Origin of the sequence: Mucilaginibacter sp. SG538B (assembly GCF_013376065.1) — a bacterium.
In the GTDB taxonomy this organism is placed as follows: domain Bacteria; phylum Bacteroidota; class Bacteroidia; order Sphingobacteriales; family Sphingobacteriaceae; genus Mucilaginibacter; species Mucilaginibacter rubeus.
On the sequence record NZ_JABMJI010000001.1, the window covers coordinates 1,692,118 to 1,708,992 of the forward strand.

Annotated in this window: 14 protein-coding genes; 11 read left to right on the top strand and 3 right to left on the bottom strand. The window is 42.0% G+C overall.

Translation table 11 applies throughout. The features are described from left to right. Positions 1 to 29 precede the first annotated feature (29 nt). Positions 30 to 1,442, top strand: a complete 1,413-nt coding sequence (locus FHW88_RS06880; protein ID WP_176624121.1) for an oligosaccharide flippase family protein — start codon at positions 30 to 32, stop codon at positions 1,440 to 1,442. Further along, the gene (locus FHW88_RS06885) at positions 1,439 to 2,644 is read left to right on the top strand and encodes a glycosyltransferase family 4 protein (protein ID WP_090524937.1); all 1,206 of its coding nucleotides are present in this window, start codon (positions 1,439 to 1,441) and stop codon (positions 2,642 to 2,644) included. Before FHW88_RS06880 ends, FHW88_RS06885 begins: the two co-directional genes overlap by 4 nt. 87 nt (positions 2,645 to 2,731) lie before the next feature. Here FHW88_RS06885 and FHW88_RS06890 read toward each other — a convergent pair whose 3' ends face one another. After that, entirely contained in the window at positions 2,732 to 3,535 is an 804-nt protein-coding gene (locus FHW88_RS06890) for a glycosyltransferase family 2 protein (protein ID WP_176624123.1), read from the bottom strand. Between the two features lie 580 nt (positions 3,536 to 4,115). On the opposite strand from FHW88_RS06890, the gene FHW88_RS06895 reads away from it, so the two are divergent. The 5 genes from FHW88_RS06895 (at position 4,116) to FHW88_RS06915 (ending at position 10,548) form a co-directional block, all read left to right on the top strand. Beyond that, positions 4,116 to 4,763, top strand: coding sequence for an RNA polymerase sigma factor (locus FHW88_RS06895; protein WP_176624125.1), 648 nt, complete (start codon positions 4,116 to 4,118; stop codon positions 4,761 to 4,763). Beyond that, the gene (locus FHW88_RS06900) at positions 4,760 to 6,055 is read left to right on the top strand and encodes a hypothetical protein (RefSeq protein WP_176624127.1); all 1,296 of its coding nucleotides are present in this window, start codon (positions 4,760 to 4,762) and stop codon (positions 6,053 to 6,055) included. The genes FHW88_RS06895 and FHW88_RS06900 overlap by 4 nt, the downstream gene beginning before the upstream one ends. 98 nt (positions 6,056 to 6,153) lie before the next feature. Beyond that, positions 6,154 to 7,464 (top strand): hypothetical protein, encoded by a 1,311-nt coding sequence (locus FHW88_RS06905; protein ID WP_176624129.1) that lies wholly within the window; start codon positions 6,154 to 6,156, stop codon positions 7,462 to 7,464. Positions 7,465 to 7,881: 417 nt separating this feature from the next. After that, entirely contained in the window at positions 7,882 to 10,092 is a 2,211-nt protein-coding gene (locus FHW88_RS06910) for a PQQ-binding-like beta-propeller repeat protein (protein ID WP_176624132.1), read from the top strand. A 9-nt stretch (positions 10,093 to 10,101) separates the two neighbouring features. Then, positions 10,102 to 10,548: a hypothetical protein gene (locus FHW88_RS06915; protein ID WP_176624134.1), complete on the top strand. Its 447-nt coding sequence runs from the start codon at positions 10,102 to 10,104 to the stop codon at positions 10,546 to 10,548. Positions 10,549 to 10,604: 56 nt separating this feature from the next. Here the strand turns inward: FHW88_RS06915 and FHW88_RS06920 are convergent, their stop codons facing one another. Beyond that, complete coding sequence (locus FHW88_RS06920) at positions 10,605 to 11,933, bottom strand: hypothetical protein (RefSeq protein WP_176624136.1); 1,329 nt, start codon at positions 11,931 to 11,933, stop codon at positions 10,605 to 10,607. A 132-nt stretch (positions 11,934 to 12,065) separates the two neighbouring features. On the opposite strand from FHW88_RS06920, the gene FHW88_RS06925 reads away from it, so the two are divergent. From FHW88_RS06925 to FHW88_RS06940, 4 genes are all read left to right on the top strand, one after another. Then, positions 12,066 to 12,716: a hypothetical protein gene (locus FHW88_RS06925; RefSeq protein ID WP_176624138.1), complete on the top strand. Its 651-nt coding sequence runs from the start codon at positions 12,066 to 12,068 to the stop codon at positions 12,714 to 12,716. A gap of 19 nt (positions 12,717 to 12,735) precedes the next feature. Continuing rightward, positions 12,736 to 13,383, top strand: a complete 648-nt coding sequence (locus FHW88_RS06930) for a LamG-like jellyroll fold domain-containing protein (protein WP_176624140.1) — start codon at positions 12,736 to 12,738, stop codon at positions 13,381 to 13,383. 219 nt (positions 13,384 to 13,602) lie between these two features. Beyond that, the gene (locus tag FHW88_RS06935) at positions 13,603 to 14,811 is read left to right on the top strand and encodes a glycoside hydrolase family 88 protein (RefSeq protein ID WP_176624142.1); all 1,209 of its coding nucleotides are present in this window, start codon (positions 13,603 to 13,605) and stop codon (positions 14,809 to 14,811) included. Between the two features lie 15 nt (positions 14,812 to 14,826). Continuing rightward, entirely contained in the window at positions 14,827 to 15,408 is a 582-nt protein-coding gene (locus FHW88_RS06940) for a TMEM175 family protein (protein ID WP_090524963.1), read from the top strand. 102 nt (positions 15,409 to 15,510) lie between these two features. Here FHW88_RS06940 and FHW88_RS06945 read toward each other — a convergent pair whose 3' ends face one another. After that, the gene (locus FHW88_RS06945; protein WP_218117134.1) at positions 15,511 to 16,848 is read right to left on the bottom strand and encodes a vanadium-dependent haloperoxidase; all 1,338 of its coding nucleotides are present in this window, start codon (positions 16,846 to 16,848) and stop codon (positions 15,511 to 15,513) included. Positions 16,849 to 16,875: the final 27 nt, after the last annotated feature.

The following is a 16,875-nucleotide window of genomic DNA, read 5'->3' on the forward strand; positions in this document are numbered from 1 at the left end:
ATAGTATAAGAGTATAAACATATACGTCGTTGTTCAGGAGTAAAGCGTTCATCAGGTTTTTTTCGTCAGGTTTGCAGGCACTTGCCTTGCAGGTGCTTGGCAGTATCTTTTTTTATATTATTTCTGTTTACCTGAGTAAGCACAGCTTTGGAGCCATTAGCTGGATGAATGCCTTATCTATATTTGTTACCACCATCTTGGGGTTTGGACTGGAACAGGTAGTGATCAGGCGTATAGCAGCCTCACAACGGTCGGATTGGGCGGCGGCGGCATTTTTGTTCCATTCGCTCGCTACTTTTTTTGTAACCCTGGGCGTATTGTTATTATTAAGTTTAATATTGCACGACAATATCTACCAGGCGCTGCCATGGTTTTTTATAGCCCAGGGCCTGCTTTTCCTGGGTATTCCGTTAAAACAGTTTCTAAACGCAAAGGAAAAATTTACGCCCTATGGTATAATCGCCGTTATAAGTAACAGCTTAAGGGTTTGTGGTGCATTCTATCTTATTACTATACAGCAATTACAAGTTCGTTCTGTAGTAATGGTAATGATAGGCACAGCCGGGGCCGAATTGCTGGCACTGCTCATGTATGTTATCACGAAAACAGATTTTAGTTTTAAATTTCAACTTCGGGCTTATAAAAAGTTGCTTAAAGAGGCCTCGGCGCAGTATGTATCGGTAATATTTGATATGAGCTTGTCGCGGATGGACTGGCTGTTGCTGGGTTTTATGGCAAGCAAAACCGTGTTGGCCGACTATAGTTTTGCATACCGGGCTTATGAGCTTTCGCGCCTGCCCATGCTTGTTATAGCTCCCGTTATTTTACCGCGCCTGTCAAGGCTGATGGCCTTAAAGCCATCTAACCAATTGCAGGAGCAGGTAAATTCCTTTAATACAGTCGAGTTGCTGTTGGCTATGCTCTTACCACTTGTCCTTAATATACTTTGGACACCTGTAGTGGGGATGATAACCGGCGGCAAATATGGCGCTGCCAATGCTACCGAATTTTTGATCCTGTCATTGTGTATACCCCTGCAGTTTTTCATAAACCTGCTTTGGTCGTTAAGTTTTAGCGTTAAAAAGTACAAGGCTGTATCATCTGTTACCGTAATCTGTGCTACAACAAATATTGCGCTTAACCTGATATTGATCCCGCTACTGGATGGTATTGGTTCGGCTGTGGCATTTTTAATTACCAATATATTACAGGCGGTGCTTTATTACAGGTTGGTGAATGAAAATATTATGCATATCAGCTTACGGCCATTTGTGATACTACTTCCTGCTGCTTTGGCCGGCTGGTTTATAACAGCTTCAATCAACATACATTTCTTGTTCAGGCTTTTATTGGGGATAGTTTTTTATCTGTTAATAGCTTTAATATCAAAACAATTGAGCAGTCGTAATATTCAAAACAGTAAACAGTTTTTAGCGCAATGAACATTTTATACCTGTGCGATGAATATCCTCCCGGACCGCATGGCGGTATTGGAACCTATGTGCGGCTCATTGCCCGGCAAATGGTAAAGCTGGGACATAAGGTAATTGTTGCCGGGTTGTATAGCCGCGGATACGGAGGCGCGGATGAATTTGAGGATGAAGGTGTAAAAGTTTTGAGATATCGCTGGAGCATTGATGATAAGTGGTTTGAAAATCAGCGGTCTGCCGGGGTACGGATGCTCAACAGGATATTACTGGATACAGGTATCACGCAACGGGATATAAAAAGAAGCCTTGCGGCTTATCAAAAAAAACTGGAACATATGATAGCCGATGAGCAGATCAATATTATTGAAATGCCCGATTATAATGACTATATCAGGTTTTGTAAATCATATGTGCCGTTCCCCACATTGCCTGTTCCTATAGTTGTTAAATTAAATGGTTCCATTACTTACTTCAATGCTGAGGCAGGAACACCGGTGGCACCGTATGTTTTGAAAATGGAGCAGGATATTTTAAACCGCGCAGCGGCTGTTAGCAGCGCAAGCGCCTATACTGCAAAAAAAAGCGCTGATTACCTGTCGTATAACAAGTTCATCACGGTGTTATATAATGGTATAGATATAAACTTAGCAGTTGGAAACAGTACACCGGCCGATACCAAACAGGTGGTATTTACGGGGAGCCTTGTTCAAAAGAAAGGGATTTTTCAGTTAGCGGAGGCCTGGAATATAGTTATAAAACAGGTCCCTGATGCCCGGTTACTGATACTGGGGAAAGGCCCGGTAAGTAAAGTAATCGCCTGCTTGCAGAAGGATGCAAAAAGCAGTGTTGTGTTTAAAGGACATGTGGAGAGGGATGAACTTTATGCCTGTTTAAGTAATTCGGCAGTGGCGGTATTCCCATCATATGCCGAAGCTTTTGCACTTGCGCCGTTAGAGGCTATGGCATGCGGAACGGCGGTGATCAATTCAAACCGAACATCCGGCACCGAACTTATTGATGATGGCGTTAACGGGCTGCTGATAAATCCAGACAATATTGAGGAATTAGCATCGGCAATAATTACATTGCTCAATGAGCCTGAAAAACGCCTGCGACTTGCTTTAGCCGGCTACGAAAAAGTGAAAGAATGTTTTGATATCGATATAGTGGCGAGGCAAACCCTGCAGTTTTACCAACAGGTGCTGGATAAATAGTTTTAAGTCGATAGTACTTAGTTGTAAAGCCAAAAGTCCTGTTTAATTTTGACTTCAGACTACCAACTATACGATACCATACCTTGGTTAGTTAATCTGCTCTATAGCCAACTCGTTGCGATAGGTGTTTCGTGTTTGAGACAGCTCTTTATATTGTTTCAGATAAGCGTATTTAAGGCGTGTGTTTTTATAAATAACACGCGCTATAGCCAGTCCTTCGGCTCCATCTAAAAAACCAAGTCTGATAATGTAATTGCGTAAAAAGCCAAAAGCGGGCGAGAAATGTAGTTTGATAAAGGTAGCCTTTTTACCGGCTTTGTAATATTTGGCTGCGCTTAGCTGCGCATAAAGAATAGCTTTACGCTTAAAGTCGTCAATATCAGTTACAGAGTGGTGTTGGATATAACCTGCTATGCTTTTGATCTCGGCATCGGAAGGTAAAAGCAACGTTTCGTGTACTTCGGTTTCGCCCCATTTTACCAATGAACGATTAAACAAACGCAGATGATGATCATTTCCCCAATTACCAAAACGGATCAGCTTTTTGCCAAAGTATGATTTGAATTGGATATCGTAAACAACACTCGGTTTGTCAAAGGTTAAATCATGGAGCGATTTAATAAGCTCCAAATCAGGTACCTCATCAGCATCAATACTTAAGATCCAGTTGTAGCGGGCCTGAGCTACCCCTTTATTTTTGTTTGCTCCATATCCGCTCCAGCTTTTTTGAAACACCCTGCAGCCATAACGGGAGGCAATAAGCGGTGTGCCATCGGTACTGTCATTATCAATCACAACAATATCATCCGTAATTAAAGAAGCCATTTTTATACAATCTTCAATTAAGGCAGCTTCGTTTTTAGTAATGATCACAACAGACACCGGTACCATGCAGCAGTAGTATTAGTATATAAATTATTAAGGGCTTGTTGTGCCCTTTTATAATATATATCGTGCATGTTCCGGGGATGGTTGCCTTAAGATAAATAAACCGGCGAAAAAACATTATGGATTTTGCTTATTCCATTCTGTTACATTAATCAGCTTATCAGAAATGGCGTTTCGACAATTCGGATTGGGACACAGGATAATCCAGCGATCTTTAGTTTGTTCAATTACCGGACGTGTCCCGCAGGTTTTACAATTTTTTACAGGGAAGTTTGGGTTTATATCGATTCTCATAAAAGGCCTTTAAAGCAGGCGGATTTATATGGCATACGCTATAAGCACACGTACCGGTTGCCTTATTATCAAAAATATAATTATTTGTGAGGATTTATTCAGGACGTGTTAACTTGTCCACATTTTGTATAAATGATTTCTTTAGGTGAGAAAAGTGTGCATGATATTATCCAACTGTGTGAAAAATTTAAATTATTTTGCACAACAGGCAACCTTTTAATAATAGTTGCCGTGATGTGCGTAGATAAGGTTAAATTTATGTGTTTGATTCTGAGTTTATAAACCCCATATGGGCGAAGAAGAGTTACATCAACTGATCAATGGCTGCGTAAAGCAGGACAGGAAAAGTCAGAAAATGCTCTATAAGGCGTTTTATGGCTTTTCTATGGGTATTTGCCTGCGTTACGCGGGCAACCGTGATGAGGCTGCAGAAGTAATGAACCAGGGCTTTATGAAGGTATTTACCCATATAGACAGGTTTGATACTTCCAGGCCGTTTAAAGCATGGATTGGCCGCATTATGATGAATGTTTCTATTGATTATTACCGGGCCAATTTAAAGATGGCTTATACCGAGGATTTGGAAAAAGCAGAAAATGTGAGCGAGGGGGACCTGACAGATAAAAATTTAAATTATGAAGACCTGCTGGCTATGGTACAGCAGTTGCCGCAGGCTTATCGTACTGTTTTTAACCTTTTTGCGATTGACGGGTATTCTCATGAAGAGATAGGGGAAATGTTAAATATCAATCTGGGCACATCAAAATCAAACCTGCACAAAGCACGTCAAAAACTAAAACAAATGATATTAAAAGCAGAGGAAACTGCTAATAAAACCAATTACAACAGGGGTATGGATTTTAACCCGATTGTGGCCTATAATGGCATAGGCATAGATGTAAGGACAACTTTTTTTAATAATGGTATCAGAGGATGAAAAGCGAAGAAGATTTAGATAACATTTTTAAGAAGAGGCTGGAAGACCCGGCAAATCATCGATCGTTTAACGAGGATGACTGGGATGCGCTTGAGCAAATGCTTGACGAGGGCAAGAAACGCCGTGGAATTGTTTACTGGTTGCCAATTGCAAGCGGAATAGCGGCGATGCTGCTGCTGTTTTTAGGATGGTGGTTTTTTAAACCTAATGTAAAGGATGATAATACAACGGGACAACAACAGGTTAAGGTTAAGCCTACTGTTCCTAAAACAATTCCTGGAACCAGCGGCGGGGTTACACAAAAACCACAAACAGACACTTTATTAACAACCCGGCCGGCCGGGAACAGTAGCATAGCTGCCAACAGCAGTACAGGCAATTATGCCCATACAGGTCAAATGAGCTTAACACCGTCTGTCGCCGGATCCCATCGTAATGTTCCAGGTGCAAACGAAAAGGGAATTAATGGACGTGATACCATTATGCTGCGTGATCCCGCCCTGATGGCAGGTGCTGAGCCGGCTGGTAATAATGGTACTATTTCAAATTTGCTGGCAAATAGGGCGTTATCACTTGATATAGAATCTTCTCCTTTATCTGTTCCTGATTTTAAAACAAATATTGAAAGACAACCTATTCAAGCACCTACAACAAAATCTAATAAAAAAATAATTAAACAGAGCTTTGGTTACCGGCCGCAATGGGCCATTACGGCGCTGGCATCATCTGATGTTAATGGAACAAGCTCTTTTCAGGGTAAGGTTGGCAGCAACTATGGCTTGCTGCTTTCATTTGGTGCCACTAAAAAGTTAACTATTACAAGTGGTGTTGTGTATTCGTCAAAGCCTTACAGTACAAGCTTTGCTAATTATAATACTACATATAACTTTAAGCATGATCCAATTGATGTAACTGCCGATTGTAAAATGCTTGATATCCCAGTCAATATAGCTTACCAGGTGTATGGTAATTTCCGCAATAAATTATCAGTGGGCACTGGTTTATCCTCATACCTGATGCTGCATGAAAAGTATACTTATAATTATGGCGATGGTGCCAATAGTGCCGCATGGCCTCAAACCTACACCGTACCTAACAGTAAAGGATATTTATTAAGCATTATCAATATTAACGCTACATATGAGCATAAAATAAACTCAAAGTTTGGTGTAAGTGTTCAGCCATATATGAAAGTGCCCATCTCCGGAGTTGGATATTCTGATATCAAATTGCAATCGACAGGTGTAGCGGTAGGTGTAACGTATAACATCAATTCGTTTAGAAAGCCTTAATGGTTTCCGGTACGCTTGCTTCTGTGAGGTTTGCATTCACTTTATACTAAATGGAATTATTATCTTGCGCCACATTTACGCGCACAAGATAATTCGCCATGAAAAAACTACTGTTTTTTGCACCTCTGTTGTTAATGTTTTCATGCGGGCAGGGCCCGGCGCAGCAGCTCGAAAATAAAAAACTCAACCACCTCGCTGTCGAATATGTAAAACTTGGTTTAACTATAGGACAGTATGATGGTGATTTTGTAGATGCTTATTACGGGCCGGATTCACTGAAACCCAAATCCGAGCCTCTTAAAACTTTCCCGAAGGATAGCCTGCTGGCATCGGCAAACAGCCTGATGAATGACCTGCGCACCATCGCCAACACTACAAAAATTGATACTAATAAGATCCGTGCTAACTGGATGGCCGATCAACTGGTGGCCTTCAGTCGCCGGATCCGTATTTTTTCGGGAGAGGAGAGGCCTTTTGATGAAGAATCGCGCGAGTTATTTGGTGTAGCAGCGCCGGTTTATACCGATGATTTTTTTAAGGGGCAGATAGCCCTGCTCGACAGCATTTTACCGGGTAAAGGAAACGTGAACGATAGGTTTCAAAAACTGGCCAATAAGTTTATTATCTCAAAAGATAAATTAGACCCTGTTATAAAAGCGGCTATTGCCGAAGCCCGCAAGCGCACAATTGCACATTACCAACTGCCTGCCGGCGAAACATTTACGTTGGAGTATGTAACTAATAAGTCATGGTCGGGCTATAACTGGTATAAAGGAGGTTACAAAAGCACCGTACAAATCAATACCGACCTGAAGATCTTTATTGACCGGGCTATTGATGTGGGCAGTCATGAAAGTTATCCCGGACACCATGTATACAACATGCTGCTGGAGAAAAACCTTTATCATGATAAAGGCTGGGTTGAAATTTCTCTGTACCCGTTGTTTAGTCCGCAATCGTTAATTGCCGAGGGCAGTGCCAATTACGGTATCGAGGTAGCGTTCCCTGGTGATGATAAAATAAAGTTTGCCAAAAATGTATTGCTGCCGCTGGCTGGCTTGGATACCGCCGGTGCCGATCTGTATTTTAAGGCCCTCGCCATAAAAGGAACTTTAAACTACGCCCGCAATGAGGCTGCAAGAGGCTTGATCAATAATACCATGAGCCAGGATAAAGCATTGTCGTACCTTAGAAAGTATTGCCTCATGAACGATGAGACGGCTCAAAAATCAATCAGCTTTATCAAAAAATACCGTAGTTATGTTATCAACTACAATTACGGCCAGGATTTAGTGAAAAACTACATTGAATCAAACGGAGGCACGGCCAAAGCTCCTGCAAAGCGTTGGGAATTGTTTGGCAAATTGCTGAGCCAGGAAGTTGAACCGGTAAGCTTGGTAAAGAAGTAAACGGCGTTTTACTGTTTGGGTGATGTTGTGTCCTTTTGAACGGAGGTTTATATAGAAAAAGCTGCGTCATAAATAAATTGACAACCCCAGTGCTGTGTTACCTATGAGTTAAATTTAGCCGATAATATTTATACAAAAGGGGTTAACATATTTTTGCTATAAAATTTATCAATTAATTGATTATAAGTATTTTAAATAAATATTAACCTTGAATTGTGTTAACCCTGTTAACCCCTGTTTTGTTAGAAAAATTAATTCAATAGAAACTATAATATCGCTTAAGGTATTTGGATTAAAAAATGAAGCTTATCATTTATAATACCGCCTCCTTCTATTTATAAGATAATTTTTATTCATACATTAGAGGGCAACGTTTCCTTATACATAACCAATTTAACACCAATATTATCCCTATAAATGATTAAGCCACGGTATTTTATAGCCATGTGTTTTGTGGCAGGTATTTATACGTCCTGTAAAAATCAGCAAGGCAATCAAAACAATAACTATAGCGGTTGGCCTGCCTATGCGGGTTCAAAAGAAGGGTTACGATATTCATCAAACGAAGAGATTACTTTAAATAATGTAAATAAGCTAAAAGTGATGTGGACTTTTAGTACGGGCGATAAGGATACCGCAAACCGCAGCCAAAATCAATGTAACCCAATTATGGTTGATGGTATTTTGTATGGCACCAGTCCTAAATTGAAGCTATTTGCGCTCAATGCTGCCACGGGCCAGCAAAAGTGGCTGTTTGATCCAGCAAAGGATGATACCACCAATAACGGCGACCCTATGGCTTATTATAAAGTGAGCCGCGGAGTAATATACTGGCAAAATGATAATGGCGGCGAAAAGAGGATTTTCTACAGCGTGGGTGCTAAAACCTGGGCTATTGATGCCGAAAACGGCACTCCGGTGCGCTCATTTGGCAAGGGTGGCTATCTCGACCTTACTAAGAATTTAGACAGGGATACCAAATCATTTGTCGCAGGAACTACGCCCGGCGTGGTTTATAAAGATGTATTGATTGTTGGTGACCGTGTATCCGAATCAGCCGATGCAGCCCCTGGGCATGTGCGTGCTTACGATGCCCGTACAGGAAAGCTAAAATGGATCTTCCACACCATACCGCATCCCGGCGAAGTGGGTTACAATACCTGGAAAGATACAACGGCTTACAAAAAATTTGGCGGAGCTAACAATTGGGCGGGTATGGCTTTGGATGAAAAGCGGGGGATCGTGTACATTCCAACCGGCTCAGTAGGTGGCGACTTTTATGGTGGGTTCAGGAAAGGGCAAAATCTGTTTGCCAATTCATTGCTGGCACTTGATGCAGCTACGGGTAAGCTGAAATGGTATTACCAATTTGTGCATCACGACCTATGGGACCGTGACCTGCCCGCCAATCCAAACCTGGTAACCATCGCTAAAGACGGTAAAAAGATAGATGCCGTAACACAAATCACCAAGCATGGTTATGTATTTATGTTCGACAGAACGAATGGAAAGCCTATATTCCCGATAGTGGAAACACCTGTGCCAACCAAAGCCCTTCCCGGCGAAGAAGTTTGGCCTACGCAACCCATCCCAACTTTGCCGCAACCTTTCGCCCGGCAAATGTTTAATCCCGAAGATGTTACCGGCCGTACGCCCGAAGTGCACAGGGAAATGCTGTCAAAATATAACCAGGTTAAAAACCGGATCATGTTCACCCCGCCAAGCAAGGAGGGAGGCTGGATCTTCCCCGGTTTTGACGGCGGGGGCGAGTGGGGCGGAGCTGCTGTCGATCCTGAAAGTAAGATACTATACGTAAACTGCTCTGAAATGCCATGGGCGCAGGTGATGATAGATGTACCTAAAACCAACACTAACGATCATTCACCGCAGGCATTGGGACATGTAGTGTATAATACCAATTGCATCAGCTGTCACGGTGCCGAACTGAAGGGTAATGGCACATCCTATCCATCGTTGGTGAACATCGGCAAAAAGTATACTGCCGATCAGGTGAGCGGTATTATTGCTGCCGGCCGCAACATGATGCCTTCTTTTAAACAGATTTCGCCCACAGATAAAAAGAACCTGCTTGCTTTCCTGCTCAAGATCCCGGAAACTAAGGGGGCGAAAGAGGTAGCCAAAGAACCAACCGGCAATCGCTCCGCCAGTTCGGAGGCGGAAAAGAAAATGCTTGATGAAGTACCTTATGCCATGAATGGTTATAACCGTTTTTTAGATAAGGATGGCTATCCCGGTATAAAACCGCCATGGGGTACGCTCAATGCTATCAACCTTACATCGGGCAAGTTGCTTTGGAAAGTGCCGCTGGGTGAGTATCCTGAGTTAACCAAAAAAGGCATCCCCGTAACCGGCACCGAAAATTATGGCGGGCCGGTGGTTACCAAAGGTGGCCTGGTATTTATTGCGGCAACCAAAGATGAAAAGATCCGTGCGTTTGATAAACGTACAGGCAAAGTGGTTTGGGAAGCTAATTTGCCGGCGGCGGGCTATGCTACCCCTGCAACTTATTCAATTGATGGTAAACAGTACGTAGTTATTGCCTGTGGTGGCGGAAAAATTGGAAGTAAGTCGAGAGATAGTTATGTTTGTTTTGGATTAACCGACTAACACCTCTTTATGGATTTATTTGAAGCAGTTTTTGATTTGTACGAGCAGATACGGTTAAAGGCCGAAAATGATTTTCAGGATCTGATCAAATGCCAGTACACGCAGCAATGTTACAGCGATAATGGCGCTTTTTGCCTTGTATTGGAGGTCACTGTTTTAAAAAATATCTCTGATGATGATTATGGGTTGGTATTTTCCATCAATGCTCAAACAGAACCAAATTACCCCGACCATAAAAGTGATGCTAAAGGTATATTTTTAATTGCCGATGTGCATCGTGGTGATAACAAGGCGATCGGTAATTTGGATGAGCTTGTTTTTGACCCACAAAATGAAGATGCCGTTCAGGAGGCTTATGCTAAGATTGAGCAATTTGTTAAACCATTTACCACGAGCGTGAGTGATCTGCTTGTCCAGGGGTATGATATTAAGGTAGAGGATAATTCGGTAAATTAGGAATAATCGCCCACATTAAAACAACGTCATTATAAGGTATGAAACAATGACGTTGTTTAAGGTCTTTTAGTTGACGATCGCGAGCGGCCTCTCTTAAAACTGCTCCTCATAAACAGCTCCTCATAAACAGCTCCTCCGGGCGTTTGTAGTTTATAATGTTTTACCTGCCCCGGTCCTTCAAATTCAAAACGGATGCCTACAATACGGCCCATGGTGTGAGCCTGTTTAAATTCAAAGATCTGTTTGTTATTAAGATATATTTTCAGATAATGGTCTTTAACGCTGCATCTCAGGTTTTGAAATTGTGACATATCTGTACCAAAGGCACTCAGGTCATGGTTTTTGCCATCAACCCATTCTTCACCGGTTAAAATGCCCATATCGGCGATGCATCCTTTGTTTACTATGGGGATCACAATGGCAGTACCGTTACCTAAAATGGTGAGGTCGGCTTTGGCGCAGGCCGATTGGCCGGGTGTTGAGGTATTGCGCAGGGTGCAATCCATGGTGAAATTATCTGCGTTAATTCCCGGAAATTCGCGAATGTTAGCAAATTTCACCCACGTATTGTTAAAAACAGGTGTTCCTGATTTTTGCTCCATGACATCTGCTGTAATTCCCATAAAGCCCTGCCCTTTAATTTCTTCCGGCGAAAGATAAACAGGTATGGGCTGGTGATCAAGGATGCCTTTCCAGCCCTTGGTTTTAATAAATACCGATGTTTCCTTTCGCACATGTTTGTCTACAATGAGCTTTGCTATAAAATAACCGGGATCATAATAGATAGAGGTATACTGTTTGCCGTCACCGGGTACCTGTTCGCGGCGATTAGGGTCCCATGATTGCTGAATAAAAACGCTATCAGAATGAAATGCTGAGGCATCATAATTAAATACAACTGAGTTAGGCAAATCGTCAGAAACTTTCTTGCTGGTGAATTTTATTGAGCCTGGATCAATTGGTTTATTGCGCTTGCTGCTCATGAAAAACAATGCGCCTAATACCAGCAGCAATGCGCTGCCAAACCATATATAGCGTAAACCGGGTTTTGAAAGCGGAGCCACAATTGAGGTATCTGAATCATTTTTAACCGGCTGCTCAATTACGCCGTTAACCTGGTGGTGTTGCTTGAAATCGCGCCAACTGGTGTAGTCAAGGAAACGGGCAAGGGCATTCAGCGTTGCTGCATTGGGGAAGCTTTCGTAGCGCACCTTACCCCAGATCCTTTTCAGAGTTGATACACTGAGCTGTACCCGTGTTTTATCAAAGATTTGCTGGCTTAGCTGCTCAAAGTCATTATTACCCCAAATATCACTATCACCCCAATTTAAGGTTCGCTCAATAAGCTGCCGGCATAACAAAAGCAATTGTTTTTCCTTTTCCATTGATCTACAGGTAATAATGTGGTTTAAAAATCCCTAAACGCTTTGAACAAACTTGAACTTAACTTGAAATGCCGTCCGTGCTTTATTGTAATGACAATTTGCAAGTTTTGATTAAAGTTAAAATCAAAACCCATGAACAACAAGATTTTATTGTTTGCCATACTAAGCATGACGCTTGGCAGCGGCTTTTGTTACAGTCAGCAAAAGAAAGTTACATATGATATTAACCAATTGCTGAAGGAAAATAAACTGGTGAAAGCCTACACCCGCCAAACTGTTAAAGAACTTACCGACGGCAATAAACAAGGCCTGACATTAGATGGTATTTTATGGCTTAAGGATGTGGATTTTAAAACAGGCACCATTGATATTGATTTGCGGGGCAGGGATGTTTTTCAGGAAAGCTTTTTAGGCATAGCTTTTCACGGTATTGATACTACAACCAATGATGTTATCTATTTCCGCCCTTTTAATTTTCAAACCACAGATACGCTTCGCCGCAAACATACGGTGCAATACATCAGCGAGCCGGATTTTCCCTGGGATAAACTCCGCAAGGAACATCCGCTGGTTTATGAAAATGCTGTAAATCCTTTTCCACTGGCCGATGCTTGGTTTCATGCGCGTATTGTAGTTAATGCCAATGATATTATTGTGTATGTTGACCATTCGGATCAACCCTCGCTTACTATAAAAAAACTGAATAACCGGCAGAGCGGGCTCGTTGGCCTTTGGTCGTCCGGGCTGCCGGGCGATTTTGCCAACCTTGTTATTACTCAATAAGTATAAACCAACCATCATCATGAAAAAATTAGTCTTAATGTTAATGCTGTTTGCTGCCGTGGAAATACGGGCACAACAAAAGCATCAGGTATACAACCTTTCGGTTGTAAACCCTAAACAATGGATCATTCCAAAAAACGATACACTTGACTATGAGCTGGGCGCTTTCCAGGGACAAAAAGCGCTGCTCGTCAAACGGAAAATTGGCGATTACAAATCGGCCAGTTTAGCGTATAAACCGGGTTTAAATTTTAAGGACGGTATTATTGAAATGGATGTAGCTTGTGTAAATCCTAAAGGAGGCTTTGTTGGTTTGGCTTTTCATATCCGGGATGCCCATCATTATGAAACAGTTTATTTCAGGCCGGGATCATCCGGTACTATTAACGCTATCCAGTACATGCCCGAAAAAAAGGCCGAGTTTAACTGGTGGGACTATGAGGCAACAAAATACCAGGCTAAAGCCATAATTCCGCAAAATAAATGGTTTCATGTTAAAGTGGTGGTTCGGGGCAGCAAAATGGAGGTTTATGTGGATAATGCCCCGAAGCCGGCGATGGTGTACACCCCGCTTGATCCGTCATTGAAAAGCGGTGCGGTAGGTTATTGGCATGGAAACTGCCCCAAAGGTGCTTACAAAAATCTTGTTGTAACAGCTTTTAATTAAGAAATGATGCTAATGGGATTTGTGCGCTCTCTGTCCGGCCTTGCGAGGTTTTTAAACTTCGCAAGGCTTCAATTGCAAAAAATCGCCCTAACTACATCGATGTAGTAGAAATATATAGTCAAATGGCTGTCCTGTGCTTGTTTTTATTGAACCAAAATCTGCACTTTTATAACTTGAAATGTGCCCTGCATAAGCACTTTAACCAGTTATTTATAGTCTATGAAATTTAAACACCTGTACAAATCAACAATTACTGCATGTTTATTAGCGCTAAGCCTCAATTCTTTTTCGCAAAATAGTTTTAAACCCCAAAAGGATGTATTGGCAACCGTCAAAAAAAACTTTGCTAATGCGGATGTACAATATAAGTATATGGCCAAACAGTTTGGGCCTGAGCAATTTCCTAAAACGTATCACCCTAATACCGATAAGTTTGAAACAAGCAAGAGTAGCTGGTGGTGCAGTGGTTTTTATTCAGGCACATTACTAAATCTATATCAGCAAACTAAAGATGCTGAGCTGCTTAACCAGGCTAATGAAAACTTGAAAGGCCTCGAAAAAGAACAATATAATAAAGGGACGCATGACCTCGGCTTTATGATGTATTGCAGCTTCGGTACAGCAAACCATCTTGAGCCGAAACCTGAGTATAAAGAAATTCTGATTAATAGTGCCAAATCACTTTCAACAAGGTTTAACCCAACGGTTGGCTGTATCCGTTCATGGAATTCAAAGGCTAATGATTTTCTGGTGATCATTGACAATATGATGAACCTGGAACTGTTGTTTTACGCTACCAAGGCAACCGGCGACTCGAGCTTTTATAAAATAGCGGTTACCCATGCCAATACCACTATGAAAAACCACTTCCGCCCGGATTTTAGCTCGTATCACGTAATTAACTATGATGAACAAACAGGGGCGGTAAAAGAAAAGAAAACCGCACAGGGCTTTGCTAATGAGTCGGCATGGGCAAGGGGACAATCCTGGGGGCTATACGGCTATACAGTTATGTACCGCGAAACTAAAGACAAAAAATACCTTGAGCAGGCAAAAAATATAGCGCATTTTATATTGACCAATCCAAACTTGCCTGCCGATAAAATACCTTACTGGGATTATAACGCACCAAACATCCCCAATGCGTTGCGCGATGCTTCTGCAGCATCAGTTATGGCCTCGGCCTTGCTTGAACTTTGCCGTTATGTTGATAAAAAGGATGGCCAGGAGTATTTTAATACAGCTCAAACTATTATCAAAAACTTATCTGCACCGGCATATAAAGCTGACTTGAACACTAACGGAGGTTTTATTTTGAAACACAGCGTGGGCCATTTTCCGGCAGGTACCGAAGTTGACGTACCTTTAACTTATGCCGATTATTACTTTGTTGAGGCCATGGAGCGTTATAAAGCTTTTGCTAAATAACGCTATATTTATTGCATGGCATTAGGCAAAGGTAGGTTAGAAGCATTTAGTGATGGCGTAATAGCCATCATTATTACCATTATGGTGTTGGAAATGAAGGTTCCGCATGGCGAAAGCCTGGAAGCTTTGAAACCGCTTATCCCGGTTTTTTTAAGCTATCTGCTCAGTTTTGTATATGTAGGTATTTACTGGAACAATCATCACCATACCTTGCAGGCGGTACGCTCTGTAAACGGTAAAATATTGTGGGCCAACCTACACCTGTTATTCTGGCTATCGTTGATACCTTTTGTAACCGGCTGGATGGGAGAGACCCACCTCACCCAATGGCCGGTTTTCTTTTATGGTGTGGTGCTCATCATGAATGGTATTGCCTATCGCATCCTGGCGTTAATGCTCATTAAACATCACGGTGAAGACTCGTTAATAGCAAAAGCCTTCGGCAATGATTTTAAGGGGAAAATTTCTGTGGTGCTGTACGCGGTTGCTATATTATGTACCTGGCTAAATCCTGTTGTCAGCGTTGTAATTTATGTAGTGGTAGCCGGGAGTTGGTTTATACCCGATAAACGTTTCGAACGTCTCCTCGAATCTTAACAGTTGCCTGAATTAAGATCGGGATCCCGGTATGATAAAAAGTGCAGTAACCCTGCTTACTTGGTGCGCATAGTTAAAAAGCAGTTCACTTTTAACTATGCTTTATTTACCCAAATAGTTTATTCCGGCCGTTTTTAATTTTTTAATAACCGCTGCTACCACATCGCGCCCCTGCTGGTTGCCGTTGACAATGGCATCATTAAAATGAATACCGCCATAAAAACGGGACAAAGAAGCCTCTTCAGCAGCCTGCTTAAACGATTTGAAATCGCGGGGGCCAACACCATAGGGGATTTCCGAATCATCTGTGTAAGCAAAGTTATCACCCAACAGATAACTTAATACTCCAGCCGACGAATTTGACAAGACGGCATGGCCACTTGGATATTCCGGGAATGGCGGGGTTTGCAACATGGGCACCCATTTAATATCAATGTATTTGTTAATATAGGTTTCGGGACGGATGCCGTTACTGCGATATTTTTCGTCCCAGCAACTGATAAATGCATCCATTTCGGTCATGGCTACCAGCGTTGCTACTTGTATCGATTTATCAAAACTAAGCCCGGCTTTTTTTACGGCAATACCGACAATGTTCATCCAGTGCCCACCCGGACTGATTTTTTTAAAACCGATCATCATGTGTCCCGATGTGGTGACAGCAAAAGGGTTGCAATCCCAAAAGTTGGCAATCATGATTTGTTCAGTCGATAAATTTTTGGATATCTTGTAAACTGCATATGCTTCCTTATAAAAGTCGCTGGTGCTGTCAGTGCTGAATACGGCGGGCCTTATAGGCACAAACTGGTTAGAGGAGTCGATAAACATAGGCCGAATGGTTTTCCAGTTAGGCTCAACGGCCTCCATGTACATTGGAGGGGTTGGGAACCAGTTTTTACCGCCTTTTATAGGTGAGTACCTGAGCCGACCGCTCAGTTTGTTGTAATTATCTGATTTGGAATAATTAATAACCTTGCCAGTCATTTCCATGGCAGCTGCTATTGATTGTTTGATCACATCTTCGGTTACGCCGTTCTCTTTAAGAAGAGCTACATACTTATCCTCATCATCCTGCAGCATAAAACCCGATGGGAGCATCTGCTTTCCCGTTTCCAGTATACAATACATAGCGGCTATGCGATAATCATATTTATCAGCCGGGATGCTGATCTGGTTATCCTGTGTGTAACTTTTGATAAAATTGCCAACCGGTATTATCTGTTTATTGTTTAGGCTAACCAAATTATAAGCCCCCAGGGTTATATAGGCATAATAACGGGAAGCAGCGGGCGGGTTTACAACATCATGGATCATAACCGTCGAAATAGCATTTACAGCCTGATCGATATGCAGGTACGGAAGAATGTTTTTTTTATTCTTTTGCGCATAGGCTGTTGTGCTTATCAGCGCTAAAAACAATATGGATATTTGTTTGATCATCTATTTTAATTTTTGTTTCGAGTTTCA